This is a genomic window from Salmonella sp. SJTUF15591, assembly GCF_043356435.1.
GTDB classification, from domain to species: Bacteria; Pseudomonadota; Gammaproteobacteria; order Enterobacterales; family Enterobacteriaceae; genus Salmonella; species Salmonella enterica.
Window position 1 is genome coordinate 77,141 of the sequence record NZ_JBEUJO010000012.1, and the last position, 18,233, is coordinate 95,373.

An 18,233-nucleotide genomic window follows, 5' to 3' on the forward strand; every position below is an offset into this window, starting at 1 on the left:
GCTGCTTTTTCAGGCAGCCTGGAAAAGGTCAATCAGCAGGCTCTGGCGGCAAGCGGCGTATAGCCATTACGCTGTGCGCTCTTGATCCAACTGTAAGAACCCATTAGCGCGATCGCCGTCAGCAGAACATACTCAAGCGACATCGCATAAACGCCCTGTACTGCATAGATCACGACGCTAATTACATCAATAATCACCCACAGCAGCCAGTTTTCCACGTACTTGCGGGTCATCAGCACCATCGCCGCAATCGACAACACCAGCATGGTGGAATCCCAGAACGGGAACGCATCCGGCTGGAGTTCAGGCATTGCCACCTGCATACCTACCGTTTGCAGCAGAGCGAGCATAACGCGGGTCAACATAGCGAAGACCGGATCGATAAACCACGTCATCAGCAGAATGGCGATAATACATACGCCCCCCAACCTCCATGTTTGTTGACGAGAAAGCCAGCGTACTTTCAGAGCGGCTTCCCGGGCGTCATTCTGCCGGCTCCATGCGTACCAGCCGTAAATATTCGCCGCAAAGAAAAACACCTGAAGTAGCAAGCTGGCATACAGTTGAATCTGAAAAAAGATGGCGGCAAACAGAGTGACGTTAATCAAACCAAACAGGTAATTAACGATTTTTTCCCGGCTGGCGCACCAGATGCACAATAAGCCAAAGACGGTGCCGATAGCCTCAATCCACGACAGCGCATACCCATCCTCGCCGAGAGGAATGTTGACCATTACATTGTTAATGCTGAAAAAGTCCATCATTGCTCTCCTTGCAAACTATCGAAATAAATGGCCTGAAGCGCCAGAGAAATTTGGCGCTCTTCACCTTGCTGGCACAAGGTTTCCTGCTGAACATAATGGTTAATGCTGCTCTCCAGACAACCACTATGCGCGACGACCACGTTTAGCAACGACGCGGTACGCAGCCCACGTAACGCCCCCACCACCATCAGCGCGGCGGTTTCCATATCCGCGCCGAGAACTCCCCTGGCCGACCATTCGGCATCCAGTTCAGCTTCGCGATCGGTATAAAAACTGTCATGGCTGCGCACCAGCCCGCAAACGGCAGAGATGTTCATCTGTTTCGCCTGCTGTATCAGCGTGGCGGTAAGATACGGGTCCGCACAGGCCGGATAACTGGCGGGCGCATAGGTTTTGCTGGCGCCGTCGTCAGCCACCGCGCCGTGGGCGATGATCACATCGCCCAACGCCAGCGAGTCCTGCAACGCACCGCAACTACCGATACGGATTAGCGTGTTGACGCCAACCTGGCGTAACTCCTCAATGGCGATAGCGGTTGACGGTCCGCCGATTCCCGTGGAGAGCACGACTATTTCAACCCCCTGGTACCAACCGCGCGCCGCGCGAAACTCCCGGTTTTGCCCCAGAATCTCAGCCTTATCAAGAAAACGGGCGATTCTATCCACCCGCCCGGGATCGCCGGGCAAAAGCGCATATTTCGCGCGGGTCATGCTTGTGTTAAGCCGAATATGGGGTTGCATCTCCCGTCTCCTTATTGTTCTGAGAGGTTCAGATTTCCGCCTCCTGTTTGAGTTTTTCAGGAGCCAGTAAAATGATCCGCTCACCGTCGGTATCGATAATGTTCAGCGATTTCAGATCGTGCAGTATCCGGTTGATGCTGCGCGTCGTCGCCGCAAATTCCTGACCAAGATTCTGCTTATCAAGCAAAATAGTGGTTGATTCATATTGTTGATAACGCAGCCATAATGCCTGGCATACGCGCTGATGCAGCGAGTACAAATTGTCGCTACTGGCCTTTTTCGACAACTGGTAATACTGTTGGCTGAAAAACCGCAGCATTCGCTGGTTAAAGTGGTTATCCAGCGTCAGCCAGCGGCAAAAATGCGCTTGCGGCAGGCTGAGTAGCTGTACATTGCCGACGGCGACGACAGAACAGATGTAATGCCGCGACTCAAATATCTCTAGCTCGCCCAGCATGTCTCCTTTGCCATAACGCGCTTGCCGGTAACGGCGTCCATCTTCAGCTTCGTAAAAAACATCCACTTCACCGGCCACGATGAGTGAAAATTGCTGGCATATTTCCCCCTGGCGGCAGATAAGCGCGCCGCGGGAAATGTCGTCAAATCGCCAGCACTGCATGATTTCCAACGGGCAGTATTTGAGTAATTCATAGAGCACTGGGTCGCGTACAACCTGGCGTAGCCCTAAAAGCCAGTCGTCTGGAAATTCTGCGTTTTTCATTATGTTCATGGTATCTCGCCCCTTGTCAGAAAGGACAGGACCGCCGTCCCGCACATCCGAAATACGCCCGCTAAAAATGCCGCTTATCTCCCGGTTCATTAAATCAGGCGGGACATCTGTCCTGTAATGGCGAAGAGTATATGTCTGACGGCCTAAGGAGTGATAAAGTGACGGCCAATCTTTGCGACGTGAGAACACAATAATGGCAAAAATGGCAGCAGCACTGCATATCCTTGTAAAAGAAGAGAAACTGGCATTGGATCTTCTGGAGCAAATTAAAAACGGCGGCGATTTTGAGAAGCTGGCGAAGAAACATTCTATCTGCCCATCCGGTAAAAAAGGCGGTCATTTAGGCGAATTTCGTCAGGGCCAGATGGTTCCGGCATTCGATAAAGTAGTCTTTTCCTGCCCGGTACTGGAGCCAACCGGCCCATTGCACACCCAGTTCGGTTATCACATCATTAAGGTATTGTATCGCAAATAAAAAGCCGGGTGGCGGCTACGCCTTACCCGGCCTACATCGTCTGCTTGATTTTGTAGGTCGGGTAAGCGCTAGCGCCACCCGACACTGCCTACATTAACCCGCTACCGCAATGCGTTTCATATCCGTCATATAGCCGCGCAGTTTCTTACCTACCAGCTCAATCGCATGACTACGAATCGCGTCGTTCACGTCGCGAAGCTGTGCGTTGTCTACTGCGCCTTCCGGGATAGCACTACCCAGATCGCCCGGTTGCAATTCCGCCATAAACGGTTTCAGCAGCGGTACGCAAGCGTAAGAGAACAGATAGTTACCGTATTCTGCGGTATCGGAGATAACTACGTTCATTTCGTACAGACGCTTACGGGCGATGGTGTTCGCGATCAGCGGCAGCTCGTGCAGTGATTCGTAGTAAGCGGATTCTTCGATGATGCCGGAATCGACCATGGTTTCGAACGCCAGCTCAACGCCCGCTTTCACCATCGCAATCATCAGCACGCCTTTATCGAAGTACTCCTGCTCGCCGATTTTACCTTCATACTGCGGCGCGGTTTCGAACGCGGTTTTGCCGGTCTCTTCACGCCAGGTCAGCAGTTTCTTATCGTCGTTGGCCCAGTCAGCCATCATGCCGGAAGAGAATTCGCCGGAGATGATGTCATCCATGTGTTTCTGGAACAACGGCGCCATGATCTCTTTCAGCTGTTCGGACAGCGCGTAAGCACGCAGTTTCGCCGGGTTAGACAGACGGTCCATCATCAGGGTGATGCCGCCCTGCTTCAGCGCTTCGGTGATGGTTTCCCAGCCGAACTGAATCAGTTTTTCCGCGTATGCCGGGTCGGTGCCTTCTGCCACCAGCTTGTCGAAGCACAGCAGAGAACCGGCCTGCAACATACCGCACAGGATGGTCTGCTCGCCCATCAGGTCAGATTTCACTTCTGCAACGAAAGAAGATTCCAGTACGCCCGCACGGTGACCACCGGTGGCCGCCGCCCAAGCTTTCGCAATCGCCATGCCTTCGCCTTTCGGGTCGTTTTCCGGGTGAACGGCGATCAGCGTCGGCACGCCGAAACCACGTTTGTACTCTTCGCGCACTTCGGTGCCCGGACACTTCGGCGCTACCATCACCACGGTGATGTCTTTACGGATCTGCTCGCCCACTTCCACGATGTTGAAGCCGTGGGAGTAGCCCAGCGCCGCACCGTCTTTCATCAACGGCTGTACAGAACGTACCACGTCGGAGTGCTGTTTGTCCGGCGTCAGGTTAACCACCAGGTCCGCCTGCGGGATCAGCTCTTCGTAGGTACCCACTTTGAAGCCGTTTTCGGTCGCTTTACGCCAGGAGGCACGCTTCTCAGCAATGGCTTCTTTACGCAGGGCGTAGGAAATATCCAGACCGGAGTCACGCATGTTCAGGCCCTGGTTCAGCCCCTGAGCGCCACAGCCGACGATGACCACTTTTTTACCCTGCAGGTAGCTCGCGCCATCGGCGAATTCGTCGCGGCCCATAAAGCGACATTTACCCAGCTGCGCCAGCTGCTGGCGCAGATTCAGTGTATTAAAGTAGTTAGCCATGATGGTGTACTCCGTGATGTTGTGTTGTCGCGCTTATTGTTCGGTTTACAGATTGCTATCTGTGCGAATGAACCCACATTACAACAGGAAATTTATTGCGGAAATTGATATATTCACAACGTTATGTTGCGGTTTATGCAACGTCAAAAACCGGAGGTCTGTCTGTGGATTTACGCGATCTAAAAACCTTCCTGCATCTGGCGGAAAGCCGCCACTTTGGCCGCAGCGCGCGGGCGATGCACGTCAGCCCCTCCACCCTTTCCCGACAGATTCAGCGGCTGGAAGAAGATCTCGGCCAGCCGCTGTTTGTACGTGATAACCGCACGGTCACGCTGACCGAAGCGGGTGAAGAGCTGCGAGTGTTTGCCCAACAGACGCTTTTGCAATATCAGCAGTTGCGCCATACCCTCGATCAGCAGGGGCCGTCCCTTTCCGGCGAACTCCATATCTTCTGTTCAGTGACCGCGGCGTACAGTCACCTGCCGCCGATCCTCGACCGCTTCCGCGCCGAACATCCCTCGGTGGAAATTAAGCTCACCACCGGCGACGCCGCCGACGCCATGGACAAAGTGGTCACCGGCGAGGCCGATCTGGCGATTGCCGGTAAGCCGGAAACGCTGCCCGGCGCGGTCGCCTTTTCGATGCTGGAGAATCTGGCAGTGGTGCTGATCGCCCCGGCGCTGCCCTGCCCGGTGCGCAATCAGGTGTCGGTCGATAAGCCCGACTGGTCGACGGTGCCGTTTATCATGGCCGATCAGGGGCCGGTACGCCGCCGCATTGAGCTGTGGTTCCGTCGCCACAAAATCAGCAATCCGCAGATTTACGCCACCGTCGGCGGTCACGAAGCGATGGTCTCAATGGTGGCGCTCGGCTGCGGCGTGGCGCTGCTGCCGGAAGTGGTGCTGGAAAACAGCCCGGAGCCGGTGCGCAACCGGGTGATGATTTTAGAACGTAGTGATGAAAAAACGCCGTTTGAGCTTGGCGTCTGCGCGCAAAAAAAGCGGCTGCATGAGCCGCTAATTGATGCGTTCTGGAAAATTGTTCAGGGTTGATAAGGTAATAAAATGCGCACAAAAATAATGCTGTTATCTGCACTGGTAGCGATATGCTTCAGCGTACAGGCTAAACCGACGGACATTACCGTACAGGATGTAAAGCATCTGGCGTTAAAGCAGTGCCTTGTTGATAACTATCATAAACGCACTCCGCCGGATGTTTTTTATGCTCCAGGCCATGATATGTCGTTTTTAGTTAAAACCTACGCGTTAGATAATGCCGGGAAATGGAAACCATTCCTTAAATTCGTCGCCAAAGAAACAGAAGGCTTTGACCGCTTAACGATGGCGCTCCACCCCGATAGCGCTAAAGACGCTAATAACGTGCTGGAGCGGTGTATGGCATTTTATGAATCGGACAAATTAGATAAATATGTTCGAGAGATGGTGATGAAATAACAAGAGTCGGCTTATGCTCCCAAAAAACAGTAAGACTGCGCGTATCCTTAAGGAGCCCCATGCTGCTATGGGCGGAAATTCAGGCAACTATGTCCGTGCAGAAGTAGAATTTGATTCTACGAAGCGAAAACTCTTACCGATAAAAGGGTATCGACCCGACATTGTCATACCGTCCCTCACGGATGAATATTGGGGCATCACCTTTGTCGAAGGAGAAATTGAACTTTTTGATTTCCCTTTCATTGTTAGCCTGGCTTTCACATTCAATGATGAGCATTATCTCCAGATCAGGGAAAATCAGTTATTTGTTATAATGGAAGGGCCTCACCAGGTAGGTAAAGGGCGATTCCTGGAAATACACTTTATCCCGAAAAATGTTAATACATAACGGCAATCTTTTATAAATCCGCCGGGTTCACCTGCTTCATGGTTTCCACCGTCATCAGCCACTGGTACAGCGCCTCCAACTGTTGGAAACTCTCGGCCAGCCGTGTGACCAGATCGGTATGGAAGAGTTTTTCTACGTCATTATCCGTCACCATCACGGCAAACGTTTTACGCTGATACCAGTCGGATATCGCCGGGTCGAGATCTTTGGCCAGCAGCCGCTTATAGCTTTCCCCCACCAGCTCAAATGGCGGGCTGCAGCATTCGGCAACCTGTAAAAACGCATCAGGCCGCTTCCTCAACGTATGGCGAAACAGATCCATCGTAGATTTGCTGGCGCTGTAGTAACCCAACCCATAGCGTAGGGTATCGGGGCTGATTTCAAAAAAGTAGGCTGGCGCATCGATCCAGTTTTTCGCCGAACGTTTGAAGGTCAGCCACATCCGGCTGCGGTACAGCGATTTGTCGTGCGAGAAACGGGTATCGCGGTGAATACGCGACAGGGTTTTACCGATGGCGGGTCGGGTTTCCAGCAGTGGATCGATTTTCAGCATTGCTGGAGCAAGGTCGTCCACCAGCGCGCGGAATGGTGTCAGAAGGCTTCTTTCGTAGATAAAGCGGTGCTCATCGAACCAGGCTTTGTCGTTCTCAATACAAACCTGCTGAAGAAAATTGAGCCCTTCTTGTGCAAATCCCTGAAAGCGTCCAGCCATCTTTTTGCCCTTACTCATAGCGATCGTCAGTTTATTATCCCACTCCCTGACGCGCCGTCTATGCAGATGACCGGAAGGAGACATTTCTTCCGGTCATCACTATTCCTACCCCGCCAGAAAGAACCGGAACGCCGGGTTATTGCTCTCATCATGGCATTCATAGCCCAGCTCATGCAGCCGGGTTTCGAAATCCGGCTCATGATCGCCTAACTCGAACGCCGCCAGCACGCGGCCATAATCGGTACCGTGGCTGCGGTAATGGAATAGCGAAATATTCCAGTGCGTGCCAAGCGTATGCAGGAATTTGAGCAACGCGCCGGGCGACTCCGGAAATTCGAAACTATACAAACGCTCCTGTAATGGCTTGGAGGGGCGTCCGCCGACCATATAGCGCACATGCAGCTTCGCCATTTCATCGTCGGAGAGATCCACTACGCTATAACCGCCGTCGCACAGTTGGGTGATAATCTCTTTTCGCTCCTCCAGCCCCTGACTGACGCGTACGCCGACAAAAATACAGGCATTTTTCGCGTCGGCAAAACGGTAGTTAAATTCGGTGACCATACGCCCACCAAGCAACTGGCAGAATTTGAGGAAGCTCCCCTTTTCTTCCGGAATGGTCACCGCCAGTAACGCTTCGCGCTGTTCCCCCAGCTCGCAGCGTTCAGACACATAGCGCAAGCCGTGGAAGTTGACGTTGGCGCCGGAAAGGACGTGCGCCAGGCGTTCGCCGCGAATATTGTGCTGGGCGATATATTTCTTCATCCCCGCCAGCGCCAGCGCGCCGGACGGCTCCGCCACCGCACGCACATCTTCAAACAGATCTTTCATCGCCGCGCAGATAGCGTCGCTATCCACGGTGACAATATCATCAAGGTATTCCTGACACAGCCGGAAGGTTTCGTCGCCGATGCGTTTTACCGCCACGCCTTCAGCAAATAACCCAACGCGCGGGAGATCCACTGGATGACCGGCTTCCAACGCCGCTTTCAGGCAGGCGGAATCCTCCGCTTCGACGGCAATCACTTTGATTTGCGGCATCAATTGTTTGATCAGTACCGCTACGCCCGCCGCCAGGCCGCCGCCGCCAACCGGCACAAAGACACGATCGAGATGCGAATCCTGCTGAAGCAGCTCCAGCGCCAGCGTGCCCTGCCCGGCGATCACCATTGGGTGATCAAACGGCGGCACCCAGGTAAAACCCTGCTGCTGCGCCAGCTCAATAGCTTTCGCTTTCGCTTCATCAAAATTAGCGCCGTGCAACAGCACTTCGCCGCCAAAACCGCGTACCGCATCGACTTTAATATCCGCCGTTGCTTTTGGCATGACGATCAGCGACTTCACGCCAAGCCGCGCGGAGGAAAACGCCACGCCCTGTGCATGGTTCCCCGCCGACGCGGTAATCACGCCGTGGGCTTTTTGTTCTTCGGTCAATCCGGCCATCATCGCGTAAGCGCCGCGCAGCTTAAAGCTATGTACCGGCTGCCGGTCTTCGCGTTTGACGAGAATAACGTTATCCAGACGTGACGAGAGCTTTTCCATTTTTTGCAGCGGCGTCACCTGCGCCGCCTCGTATACTGGCGCGCGTAGCACCGCGCGCAGATACTCCGCCCCTTCCGGCGCGACTGACAGAGGTTGAGATTCCGCCATCATCAACCTCCCAGTTTCGATTTATCGCGCACCGCGCCTTTATCGGCGCTGGTCGCCAGGCTGGCGTAGGCACGCAGAGCAAACGAAACCTGACGCTGACGATTTTTCGGCGTCCAGGCTTTGTCGCCACGAGCTTCCTGCGCCTCGCGGCGTGCGGCGATTTCAGCCTCACTCAACTGCAACTGAATGCTGCGGTTCGGGATATCAATCGCAATAGTGTCGCCATCTTCAATCAACGCAATAGTGCCGCCGCTGGCCGCTTCCGGCGAGACGTGGCCGATGGAAAGACCCGAAGTACCGCCGGAAAAACGCCCATCGGTGATGAGCGCGCAGGCTTTGCCCAGACCCATCGACTTCAGGAAACTGGTCGGATAGAGCATTTCCTGCATTCCCGGCCCGCCTTTCGGCCCTTCGTAGCGGATCACGACTACATCGCCTTCCACTACTTTGCCGCCGAGAATCGCCTCTACCGCGTCGTCCTGGCTTTCATACACTTTCGCCGGGCCGGTAAATTTAAGGATGCTGTCATCGACGCCCGCGGTTTTAACGATGCAGCCGTTTTCGGCGAAGTTGCCATATAACACCGCCAGACCGCCGTCTTTGCTATAGGCATATTCCAGCGAGCGGATGCAACCCGCTGCGCGGTCGTCATCCAGCGAATCCCAGCGACAATCCTGCGAGAACGCCTGGGTAGTACGGATACCGGCAGGGCCAGCACGGAACATTTTTTTAACCGCTTCGTCCTGCGTAACCGTGATGTCGTACTGTTCCAGCGTTTGCGGCAGCGTCAGGCCTAATACGTTTTTCACGTTGCGGTTCAGCAGCCCGGCGCGATCCAGCTCGCCTAAAATACCCAGCACACCGCCGGCACGGTGAACGTCTTCCATATGGTATTTCTGGGTACTTGGCGCCACTTTACACAGCTGCGGCACCTTGCGGGACAGCTTGTCGATATCACTCATGGTGAAGTCGATTTCCGCTTCCTGCGCCGCCGCCAGTAGATGCAGAACGGTATTGGTCGAACCGCCCATCGCAATATCCAGCGTCATCGCATTCTCAAACGCCGCCTTGTTGGCAATGTTTCGTGGCAGTGCGCTTTCGTCATCCTGCTCGTAATAGCGTTTAGTCAGTTCAACAATCCGCTTACCGGCATTGAGGAACAACTGCTTCCGGTCAGCGTGGGTCGCCAGTAGCGAACCGTTGCCCGGCTGCGACAGGCCCAGCGCTTCGGTCAGGCAATTCATGGAATTAGCGGTAAACATGCCGGAGCAGGAGCCGCAGGTTGGACAGGCGGAGCGTTCAACCTGGTTACTTTGATCGTCAGAGACTTTCGGGTCCGCGCCCTGAATCATGGCATCAACCAGATCCAGCTTGATAATTTTGTCTGAAAGCTTGGTTTTCCCGGCTTCCATCGGTCCGCCGGAGACAAAGATCACCGGAATATTCAGGCGCAGCGAGGCCATGAGCATCCCTGGGGTGATTTTGTCGCAGTTGGAGATACACACCATCGCGTCAGCGCAGTGAGCGTTCACCATGTACTCCACGGAGTCGGCGATCAGCTCGCGCGACGGCAGTGAATAGAGCATACCCCCGTGCCCCATGGCGATCCCGTCATCCACGGCAATAGTGTTGAACTCTTTCGCCACACCGCCGGAAGCTTCAATCTGTTCGGCGACCAGCTTACCGAGATCGCGCAGATGAACGTGACCCGGCACAAACTGAGTGAATGAGTTCACCACGGCGATAATCGGTTTGCCAAAATCACTGTCGGTCATTCCGGTGGCGCGCCACAGCGCGCGGGCACCCGCCATATTACGACCATGAGTGGTGGTGGCGGAACGGTACTTAGGCATGCTTTATTTACTCCCCATCTTTTCCCTTCATACTTCACGCCACAGGTGCGTTGGCTGCCTCACTCACCCCAGTCACTTACTACAGTAAGCCCTGGGGATTCGCTGCGTTGCCGCCTTCCTGTGACGCAAATTATTTTGGGAAAATATTAATTTTATTTATTATGAATTTACCGGATCCAACCAGCCCCATTTATCCTCGGTTTCTCCAGTGAAGAGACCAAAGAAGGCTTGTTGAATACGCTTGGTAACAGGGCCGCAACGGCCTTCACCTACCTGGATACCATCAACGCTGCGTACCGGAGTAATTTCTGCCGCGGTTCCGGACATAAACACTTCGTCGGCCAGATACAGCGATTCACGGGACAGCACCTGCTCACGCACTTCAATACCCAGCTCTTTCGCCAGTTTGATGATCGCGTCGCGAGTAATGCCTGGCAGCGCGGAAGAGGTAAACGGCGGAGTAAACAGCACGCCATCTTTTACCTCAAACAGGTTTTCGCCTGCGCCTTCGGAGATATAGCCGTTTACATCCAGGGCGATGCCTTCCTGATAGCCGTGGCGGCGCGCTTCGCTACCCACCAGCAGTGAGGAAAGATAGTTACCGCCCGCTTTCGCAGCGGTTGGAATGGTGTTCGGCGCAGCGCGATTCCAGGAAGAAACCATCGCATCGATCCCCTGATCCAGCGCTTCGGCGCCCAGGTATGCCCCCCACGGGAACGCGGCGATGATGACGTCAGTGGTGTATCCCGGGGGCGGGTTAACGCCCATACCGACATCGCCGACAAATACCAACGGACGGATATAGGCGCTGGTCAGGTTGTTTTTGCGGATCACTTCGCGGCAGGCTTCCATCAGCTCATCAATACTCTGGGAAACCGGAAAACGATAAATTTTTGCTGAGTCGCGCAGGCGCTGCATATGTTCACGATGACGAAACACTACCGGGCCTTTGTGAGAGTCGTAGCACCGAATCCCTTCAAATACCGACGTACCGTAGTGCAGCGCGTGAGACATTACGTGAACCTTCGCGTCTTCCCAGCGCACCATCTCGCCATTGAACCAAATATAATCAGCTTTTTTCGTCGTCATTTTTCTTCCTTTTGCGCTCAGGCGCGGATTTGTTGTGATGTGGCAGCGCTCTGGCAGATCGCGACATGCGCAACATCTACCAGTTTACTTAACTGACTAAACAGTAAGTCGACCGACCGGGGACTGGCAACGGTCAATTCAATATTTATATTCTGCGCATCGGTCGCGGCTTCCATATTCATGGAGCACACCTGAAAACCACGATGGCGCACCACGCGTAAAACACGTTCTAAAGTTTCTGGATTAAAGCGTGCCGATACATTGACCTGATGTTGCATCATGATAATTTCTCCAGCATTTCAGAGTTACTGGCGCCAGGCGGCACCAACGGCCAGACATTTTCAAGTTCGTCGATTGAGACGTGAAGCAGGTACGGCCCTTCGCTTGCCAACATAGTGTCGAGTGCCGCTTCAACCTGGTCTTTACGAGTAATGTGCTGGCCTGGAATGCCGAAGGCGCTGGCCAGCATGAGGAAATCGGGGTTATCGGTCAGGGTGGTTTCGCTATATCGCTCCTGGAAAAACAGTTGCTGCCATTGTCGAACCATCCCTAACCGCTGGTTGTCGAGTAAGACTATCTTCAACGGTAACTGCTTGCGTTTTACGGTGCCCAACTCCTGAACATTCATCATGAAGGAGCCGTCACCGGAGATACAGATAACGGTATCATTCGGTCGCGCTACCTGCGCGCCAACGGCCGCCGGTAAGCCGAATCCCATCGTCCCCAGACCGCTGGAGGTGATGAAGTTCTCCGGGCGGGTGTAAGTCATATGCTGGGCTGACCACATCTGATGCTGCCCCACATCCGTCGTCACCACGCTGTCTGCGGGTTTGCGTTCCGACAATTGCTTCAACAACAACGGCGCATAGATAGTCTCGCCAGGATGGTCATAGCGCCAGGCGTGTTCTGCGCGCAGCTCTGCACAGGACTGACGCCATGCGTCGATCTTCAGCGGTTGCTGTAATGCCGGCAACAGCGAATTTAAATCGCCCTGCAACGCGACGTGTGCCTGACGCAGTTTGTTCATTTCCGCCGGGTCGATATCCATATGGATTACGCTGGCGTTCGGCGCAAACGTATTCAGCTTACCGGTCACCCGGTCATCAAAACGTGCACCCACTGCGATCAGTAAATCACACTCTTGCACCGCGAAATTAGCCGCTTTAGTACCGTGCATTCCCAGCATGCCCAGATAGTACGGATAATCAGCTTCAACAGCCCCCAGCCCTTTCAGCGTGCAGGTAACTGGCATTTGCGTTACCGCGATAAATTTACGCAGCGCCGGAACTGCCTGCGCCATACCAACACCACCGCCGACGTACAGCATGGGTTTTTTCGCCTGTTCCAGCATCTGGCGCGCCTGTTCAACATCAGCCTGCGGGAAGGTCGCTTCGTTATCAACGGTAGTAAACCAGGGTTCCAGCTCACCGCTGGCCAACTGGATATCTTTCGGGATATCCACCAGAACCGGGCCAGGACGGCCAGCGTTGGCAATTTCAAAAGCCTCTGCCATGATACGAGGCAGCTCTGCCAGCGACTGCACCAGGAAGCTGTGTTTGGTACAGGCCAGCGACAGGCCTAACACATCCACCTCCTGGAACGCATCAGTGCCGATGAACGGGGCGGAAACCTGACCCGTGATCGCGACGACGGGGACCGAATCTAACAACGCATCCGCCAGGCCAGTGATCAGGTTAGTGGCGCCAGGACCGGAGGTGGCGATACAAACACCGGTTTTGCCGGTAGAACGGGCATAACCGATTGCCGCCATTGCCGCACCCTGTTCGTGTCGGCACAACAAATGCTCCACACCACCGTCATACAACGCGTCGTAAACCGGCATAATTGCGCCGCCAGGATAACCAAATACGGTTTTCACCCCCTGCGCTCGCAAAGCATGTACCACCCACTGTGCCCCGTTCATAGTTACATCCCCGTCGTAAATCTTGAGAAACAGAATTTTATGCTGTTATTCACGCTCTGCTCCTCGCTTAAGTTTTTCAGGCCAAAAAAAACCCCCGGACCTTTCGGTGCGGGGGTCTTAGTTCGTTAAGGCTTGATTTCTAAGCCTTTCCTCGTCCAAGTGCAGCCCCGCACGGTGGGATAATAATCACCACCACGCTAATCACGACCAGGCTAATCACTCGTAGAAGGGCTGTCATTTTTGTCTATTCTTGCATCTTGTTCGAAGGAATACCTAAAGAGTTACCATAGGTTTTGCCAATAGCACAAGATATTTTTTTAACCACGTTTCAGATAATGCAGGTGAATGCCTAAAAGGGCTTTGTTTTTTATAAGAAAAATTAGCAACTGAAAAATTTTCACGTTTTCCTCCCCCTTTTGGCGCGCTTTACACCCTGTTTTCCTTCTTTTCGCTTCTGCGAGCGTTCTTCCAGTTTGATGTTTCTTACCTGAAAATGACGCCAAAATTCAGGAAGCAGCCGCTAAAAAACCAAAAATCAGTAATTCGATTTTCTCTTTTATTCCGCATAATCCACGTAACAGGAGGGATTATGTCACTGGCGATTGTTCATACCCGCGCCGCACTTGGCGTCAATGCGCCGCCTATCACTATAGAGGTGCATATCAGTAATGGATTACCGGGATTAACCATGGTTGGCCTACCGGAAACCACGGTAAAAGAGGCGCGTGACCGGGTACGTAGTGCGATCATTAATAGCGGATATGAATTTCCGGCTAAAAAAATAACCATTAACCTTGCTCCAGCCGATCTACCGAAAGAGGGCGGAAGGTATGACCTGCCTATTGCTGTTGCGCTTCTGGCCGCGTCTGAGCAGCTTACAGCGTCGAATCTTGAGGCATATGAGCTGGTGGGTGAGTTAGCGCTTACAGGCGCATTACGTGGCGTTCCTGGCGCAATATCAAGTGCAACGGAAGCCATCAGGGCCGGCAGAAATATTATCGTCGCAACAGAGAACGCGGCGGAGGTTGGGCTTATCAGCAAAGAAGGTTGTTTTATCGCCGATCATCTACAAACCGTCTGCGCCTTTCTGGAAGGGAAACACGCCCTGGAAAGACCTTTAGCTCAGGATATGGCATCGCCTACCGCAACTGCCGATCTTCGCGATGTGATCGGTCAGGAGCAGGGTAAACGCGGCCTGGAGATTACAGCGGCAGGGGGACATAATCTGCTATTGATCGGCCCGCCGGGTACGGGTAAAACCATGCTGGCCAGTAGACTGAGCGGGATTCTTCCACCATTAAGCAATGAAGAAGCGTTGGAAAGCGCCGCGATCCTCAGTCTGGTTAATGCCGATACGGTACAAAAACGATGGCAGCAACGCCCCTTTCGCTCACCTCATCATAGCGCCTCACTTACTGCTATGGTCGGCGGCGGCGCAATACCCGCCCCGGGAGAGATATCGCTGGCGCACAACGGAATTTTGTTCCTTGATGAATTGCCTGAATTTGAACGACGCACACTGGATGCGCTACGTGAACCTATAGAATCCGGTCAAATTCATTTATCCCGTACCAGAGCGAAAATAACGTACCCTGCCAGGTTCCAGTTAATCGCCGCAATGAATCCCAGCCCGACCGGACATTATCAGGGAAACCATAATCGCTGCACGCCAGAACAGACACTACGTTACCTTAATCGGTTGTCAGGCCCGTTTCTTGATCGTTTTGACCTTTCGCTTGAGATACCGCTTCCACCGCCCGGGATTCTTAGCCAACATGCCTCAAAGGGTGAGAGCAGCGCTACGGTAAAAAAGCGGGTCATCGCCGCCCATGAACGGCAGTACCGACGCCAGAAGAAGTTAAACGCGCGTCTGGAGGGTCGCGAAATCCAAAAATATTGTGTTTTGCATCACGATGACGCCCGCTGGCTTGAAGACACGCTAGTGCATCTTGGTTTATCCATTCGCGCCTGGCAGCGTTTACTAAAAGTGGCCAGAACCATTGCCGACATAGAACTGGCTGACCAGATCTCGCGTCAGCATTTGCAGGAGGCGGTAAGCTATCGGGCGATAGACAGGTTGTTAATTCATTTGCAAAAACTGCTGGCGTAAAAAAAGGGCATTACGCCCTTTTTATTAATCATCAGCTTCGGTGTAGTCTTCTGCGCCTTCAACTTGCGGCTTGCCGCCAGACAAGGTGTGGAAGCGTTTTGGACGCTTGATACGCGTCATATACTTGGACCAGACGCGTTCTGCATCCGTTACCGGCTCGCGTTCACCGCGACATACCGCTACAAACAGCTTCTCTTCTTCAGTCACAGGCTCACGCTTGCCAAGATCCAGATCATTAAAGGCATGACCATGACGCTCAAGCAGTTGTGCCTCTTTAATCGTGAAATCACCGTGACGAGAGAATCCACGTGGATAATGTTTATTGTCAAAATATCGATTAGTCGTCGTAAAGCTTTCCGCCATCCTGCACGCTCCTAATTCTTTGTCTGAGCTATTTATGGCGCGGAGTATTAGTTACGCTTGACAGAGTGTAAAACAAAACATTTAAATCATAACGACAAATAATTTTGTGGAGAGCACAGTGGATACGGAATTGTTAAAAACTTTCCTGGAAGTTAGCCGGACACGCCATTTCGGGCGGGCCGCAGAAGCACTTTACCTGACGCAATCCGCGGTGAGCTTTCGTATCAGGCAACTGGAGAATCAACTGGGCGTAAACCTTTTTACGCGGCACAGAAACAATATCCGTTTAACCACGGCTGGCGAAAAACTTTTACCGTATGCGGAAACGCTGATGAATACGTGGCAGGCGGCACGTAAAGAGGTGGCGCATACCTCACGCCATAACGAGTTTTCCATCGGCGCCAGCGCGTCTTTATGGGAGTGTATGCTTAACGCCTGGCTGGGGCGACTGTACCAACTACAGGAGCCGCAAAGCGGCCTGCAATTCGAAGCCAGAATCGCTCAACGGCAATCGCTTGTGAAGCAACTTCATGAACGCCAGCTTGATCTCCTCATTACTACCGAAGCGCCCAAAATGGATGAATTCAGCAGTCAGCTGTTAGGGCACTTCACTTTGGCGTTATATTGCAGCAGCCCAGCCCGTAAGAAATCAGAACTCAATTATCTGCGGCTGGAGTGGGGACCAGACTTCCAACAGCATGAAACCGGGCTGATCGCAGCAGATGAAGTGCCGGTATTAACAACCAGCTCAGCCGAACTCGCCCGACAGCAGCTTAGCGCATTAAATGGCTGTAGCTGGCTTCCTGTAAACTGGGCAAATGAAAAGGGCGGATTACATACCGTTGCCGACAGCGCAACGCTTTCACGGCCGCTATACGCCATTTGGCTGCAAAACAGCGATAAATACTCGCTGATCTGCGATTTGTTAAAAACGGATGTGCTGGATGAACAATGAAAATGATGAAAAGAAAAAGAAGGGAACTTACGATTACCTGACCAGATAATCAGGTAATTTCAGGCAAAAAAAAATCCTTAGCAGATGCTAAGGATTATTTCTGGCAGGGGCGGAGAGACTCGAACTCCCAACACCCGGTTTTGGAGACCGGTGCTCTACCAATTGAACTACGCCCCTAATTAGGGTGGCGGAACGGACGGGACTCGAACCCGCGACCCCCTGCGTGACAGGCAGGTATTCTAACCAACTGAACTACCGCTCCACCGAATTCTTTTACAACCACTGACTTTTACATCAGTTTACTGCTTAATTTGATGCCTGGCAGTTTATGAATCACTTCGTGATTCACCCTTCGGGCCGTTGCTTCGCAACGTTCAAAAGCTTTCGCTTTTGTCCTACTCTCTGTCGAGTAGTGAACTGCCCCGAAAGTTAATGCCATACTTCTAATTTGATGCCTGGCAGTTCCCTACTCTCGCATGGGGAGACCCCACACTACCATCGGCGCTACGGCGTTTCACTTCTGAGTTCGGCATGGGGTCAGGTGGGACCACCGCGCTACGGCCGCCAGGCAAATTCTTTGTGCTCAGTACGCAATTCTTTATCGCATCAGCGGCGTTGCCTGCGCTCGTAAAGTCAGTCACATACTTCTGTATGCTCCTTCCCTTCCTTCGCTTGCCGCCTTGCTGCTGCGCAAATTATTGCGTACTCAACTCTGAATCAGTGCTGAAAATCGTCTTCTCAACCGCCAAAACATCTTCGGCGTTGTAAGGTTAAGCCTCACGGTTCATTAGTACCGGTTAGCTCAACGCATCGCTGCGCTTACACACCCGGCCTATCAACGTCGTCGTCTTCAACGTTCCTTCAGGAGACTCTAAGTCTCAGGGAGAACTCATCTCGGGGCAAGTTTCGTGCTTAGATGCTTTCAGCACTTATCTCTTCCGCATTTAGCTACCGGGCAGTGCCATTGGCATGACAACCCGAACACCAGTGATGCGTCCACTCCGGTCCTCTCGTACTAGGAGCAGCCCCCCTCAGTTCTCCAGCGCCCACGGCAGATAGGGACCGAACTGTCTCACGACGTTCTAAACCCAGCTCGCGTACCACTTTAAATGGCGAACAGCCATACCCTTGGGACCTACTTCAGCCCCAGGATGTGATGAGCCGACATCGAGGTGCCAAACACCGCCGTCGATATGAACTCTTGGGCGGTATCAGCCTGTTATCCCCGGAGTACCTTTTATCCGTTGAGCGATGGCCCTTCCATTCAGAACCACCGGATCACTATGACCTGCTTTCGCACCTGCTCGCGCCGTCACGCTCGCAGTCAAGCTGGCTTATGCCATTGCACTAACCTCCTGATGTCCGACCAGGATTAGCCAACCTTCGTGCTCCTCCGTTACTCTTTAGGAGGAGACCGCCCCAGTCAAACTACCCACCAGACACTGTCCGCAACCCGG

Annotated in this window: 19 protein-coding genes, 2 tRNA genes and 2 rRNA genes; 6 read left to right on the forward strand and 17 right to left on the reverse strand. The window is 53.3% G+C overall.

Going from position 1 to position 18,233, the window contains the following annotated elements:
- Nucleotides 1–32 precede the first annotated feature (32 nt).
- From pnuC to ABVM99_RS21545, 3 genes are read right to left on the reverse strand one after another with little or no spacing between them, the layout of a single operon-like run.
- Entirely contained in the window at nt 33–761 is a 729-nt protein-coding gene (gene pnuC, locus ABVM99_RS21535) for a nicotinamide riboside transporter PnuC (protein ID WP_023195004.1), read from the reverse strand.
- A complete protein-coding gene (locus tag ABVM99_RS21540; protein ID WP_001182428.1) occupies nt 761–1,504 on the reverse strand; it encodes a nucleoside phosphorylase in 744 nt (247 codons plus the stop codon). The genes pnuC and ABVM99_RS21540 overlap by 1 nt, the downstream gene beginning before the upstream one ends.
- 28 nt (nt 1,505–1,532) lie before the next feature.
- Nucleotides 1,533–2,234, reverse strand: a complete 702-nt coding sequence (locus ABVM99_RS21545; protein ID WP_001024340.1) for a Crp/Fnr family transcriptional regulator — start codon at nt 2,232–2,234, stop codon at nt 1,533–1,535.
- Nucleotides 2,235–2,427: 193 nt separating this feature from the next.
- On the opposite strand from ABVM99_RS21545, the gene ppiC reads away from it, so the two are divergent.
- Nucleotides 2,428–2,709 (forward strand): peptidylprolyl isomerase PpiC, encoded by a 282-nt coding sequence (ppiC, locus tag ABVM99_RS21550; RefSeq protein WP_001096806.1) that lies wholly within the window; start codon nt 2,428–2,430, stop codon nt 2,707–2,709.
- Between the two features lie 93 nt (nt 2,710–2,802).
- Here ppiC and ilvC read toward each other — a convergent pair whose 3' ends face one another.
- On the reverse strand, nt 2,803–4,278 hold the full coding sequence (gene ilvC / locus ABVM99_RS21555) for a ketol-acid reductoisomerase (protein WP_023195005.1): 1,476 nt from the start codon (nt 4,276–4,278) through the stop codon (nt 2,803–2,805).
- Between the two features lie 164 nt (nt 4,279–4,442).
- On the opposite strand from ilvC, the gene ilvY reads away from it, so the two are divergent.
- Genes ilvY through ABVM99_RS21570 form a run of 3 tightly spaced genes read left to right on the forward strand, consistent with a single transcriptional unit; the run spans nt 4,443 to nt 6,120 of the window.
- On the forward strand, nt 4,443–5,330 hold the full coding sequence (ilvY, locus tag ABVM99_RS21560) for an HTH-type transcriptional activator IlvY (RefSeq protein ID WP_001530887.1): 888 nt from the start codon (nt 4,443–4,445) through the stop codon (nt 5,328–5,330).
- Nucleotides 5,331–5,342: 12 nt separating this feature from the next.
- Nucleotides 5,343–5,732: a hypothetical protein gene (locus ABVM99_RS21565; RefSeq protein WP_023195006.1), complete on the forward strand. Its 390-nt coding sequence runs from the start codon at nt 5,343–5,345 to the stop codon at nt 5,730–5,732.
- Nucleotides 5,733–5,745: 13 nt separating this feature from the next.
- Nucleotides 5,746–6,120, forward strand: coding sequence for a hypothetical protein (locus ABVM99_RS21570; protein ID WP_000937045.1), 375 nt, complete (start codon nt 5,746–5,748; stop codon nt 6,118–6,120).
- Nucleotides 6,121–6,130: 10 nt separating this feature from the next.
- On the opposite strand, the gene ABVM99_RS21575 is transcribed toward ABVM99_RS21570, so the two are convergent.
- The 8 genes from ABVM99_RS21575 to ilvL all read right to left on the reverse strand — a co-directional run bounded on the left by ABVM99_RS21575 (nt 6,131) and on the right by ilvL (nt 13,586).
- A complete protein-coding gene (locus tag ABVM99_RS21575) occupies nt 6,131–6,832 on the reverse strand; it encodes a DUF2461 domain-containing protein (protein WP_023195007.1) in 702 nt (233 codons plus the stop codon).
- 105 nt (nt 6,833–6,937) lie between these two features.
- A complete protein-coding gene (gene ilvA / locus ABVM99_RS21580) occupies nt 6,938–8,482 on the reverse strand; it encodes a threonine ammonia-lyase, biosynthetic (RefSeq protein ID WP_001524959.1) in 1,545 nt (514 codons plus the stop codon).
- Nucleotides 8,483–8,484: 2 nt separating this feature from the next.
- Nucleotides 8,485–10,335 carry a dihydroxy-acid dehydratase gene (ilvD, locus tag ABVM99_RS21585; RefSeq protein ID WP_023195008.1) on the reverse strand — a complete coding sequence of 617 codons (1,851 nt, stop codon included), beginning with the start codon at nt 10,333–10,335 and terminating at the stop codon, nt 8,485–8,487.
- 159 nt (nt 10,336–10,494) lie between these two features.
- Nucleotides 10,495–11,424: a branched-chain-amino-acid transaminase gene (gene ilvE / locus ABVM99_RS21590; RefSeq protein ID WP_000208532.1), complete on the reverse strand. Its 930-nt coding sequence runs from the start codon at nt 11,422–11,424 to the stop codon at nt 10,495–10,497.
- 17 nt (nt 11,425–11,441) lie between these two features.
- Nucleotides 11,442–11,705 carry an acetolactate synthase 2 small subunit gene (ilvM, locus tag ABVM99_RS21595; RefSeq protein ID WP_000983260.1) on the reverse strand — a complete coding sequence of 88 codons (264 nt, stop codon included), beginning with the start codon at nt 11,703–11,705 and terminating at the stop codon, nt 11,442–11,444.
- Nucleotides 11,702–13,348, reverse strand: a complete 1,647-nt coding sequence (gene ilvG / locus ABVM99_RS21600; protein ID WP_023195009.1) for an acetolactate synthase 2 catalytic subunit — start codon at nt 13,346–13,348, stop codon at nt 11,702–11,704. Before ilvG ends, ilvM begins: the two co-directional genes overlap by 4 nt.
- A 2-nt stretch (nt 13,349–13,350) precedes the next feature.
- Nucleotides 13,351–13,401 (reverse strand): peptide IlvX, encoded by a 51-nt coding sequence (ilvX, locus tag ABVM99_RS21605; RefSeq protein WP_192930503.1) that lies wholly within the window; start codon nt 13,399–13,401, stop codon nt 13,351–13,353.
- Nucleotides 13,402–13,487: 86 nt separating this feature from the next.
- Nucleotides 13,488–13,586 carry an ilv operon leader peptide gene (ilvL, locus tag ABVM99_RS21610; protein WP_001311244.1) on the reverse strand — a complete coding sequence of 33 codons (99 nt, stop codon included), beginning with the start codon at nt 13,584–13,586 and terminating at the stop codon, nt 13,488–13,490.
- 351 nt (nt 13,587–13,937) lie between these two features.
- On the opposite strand from ilvL, the gene ABVM99_RS21615 reads away from it, so the two are divergent.
- The gene (locus ABVM99_RS21615) at nt 13,938–15,458 is read left to right on the forward strand and encodes a YifB family Mg chelatase-like AAA ATPase (RefSeq protein ID WP_000050215.1); all 1,521 of its coding nucleotides are present in this window, start codon (nt 13,938–13,940) and stop codon (nt 15,456–15,458) included.
- A 24-nt stretch (nt 15,459–15,482) separates the two neighbouring features.
- Here the strand turns inward: ABVM99_RS21615 and maoP are convergent, their stop codons facing one another.
- Nucleotides 15,483–15,821, reverse strand: a complete 339-nt coding sequence (maoP, locus tag ABVM99_RS21620) for a macrodomain Ori organization protein MaoP (protein WP_000840996.1) — start codon at nt 15,819–15,821, stop codon at nt 15,483–15,485.
- 106 nt (nt 15,822–15,927) lie between these two features.
- On the opposite strand from maoP, the gene hdfR reads away from it, so the two are divergent.
- Nucleotides 15,928–16,776 carry an HTH-type transcriptional regulator HdfR gene (gene hdfR / locus ABVM99_RS21625; RefSeq protein WP_001541181.1) on the forward strand — a complete coding sequence of 283 codons (849 nt, stop codon included), beginning with the start codon at nt 15,928–15,930 and terminating at the stop codon, nt 16,774–16,776.
- A 101-nt stretch (nt 16,777–16,877) separates the two neighbouring features.
- Here hdfR and ABVM99_RS21630 read toward each other — a convergent pair.
- From ABVM99_RS21630 to ABVM99_RS21645, 4 genes are all read right to left on the reverse strand, one after another.
- Nucleotides 16,878–16,953, reverse strand: a tRNA-Trp gene (locus ABVM99_RS21630).
- 8 nt (nt 16,954–16,961) lie between these two features.
- Nucleotides 16,962–17,038, reverse strand: a tRNA-Asp gene (locus ABVM99_RS21635).
- 191 nt (nt 17,039–17,229) lie between these two features.
- Nucleotides 17,230–17,345, reverse strand: a 5S ribosomal RNA gene (gene rrf, locus ABVM99_RS21640).
- A gap of 197 nt (nt 17,346–17,542) precedes the next feature.
- A 23S ribosomal RNA gene (locus tag ABVM99_RS21645) occupies nt 17,543–18,233 on the reverse strand; the annotation flags it as partial.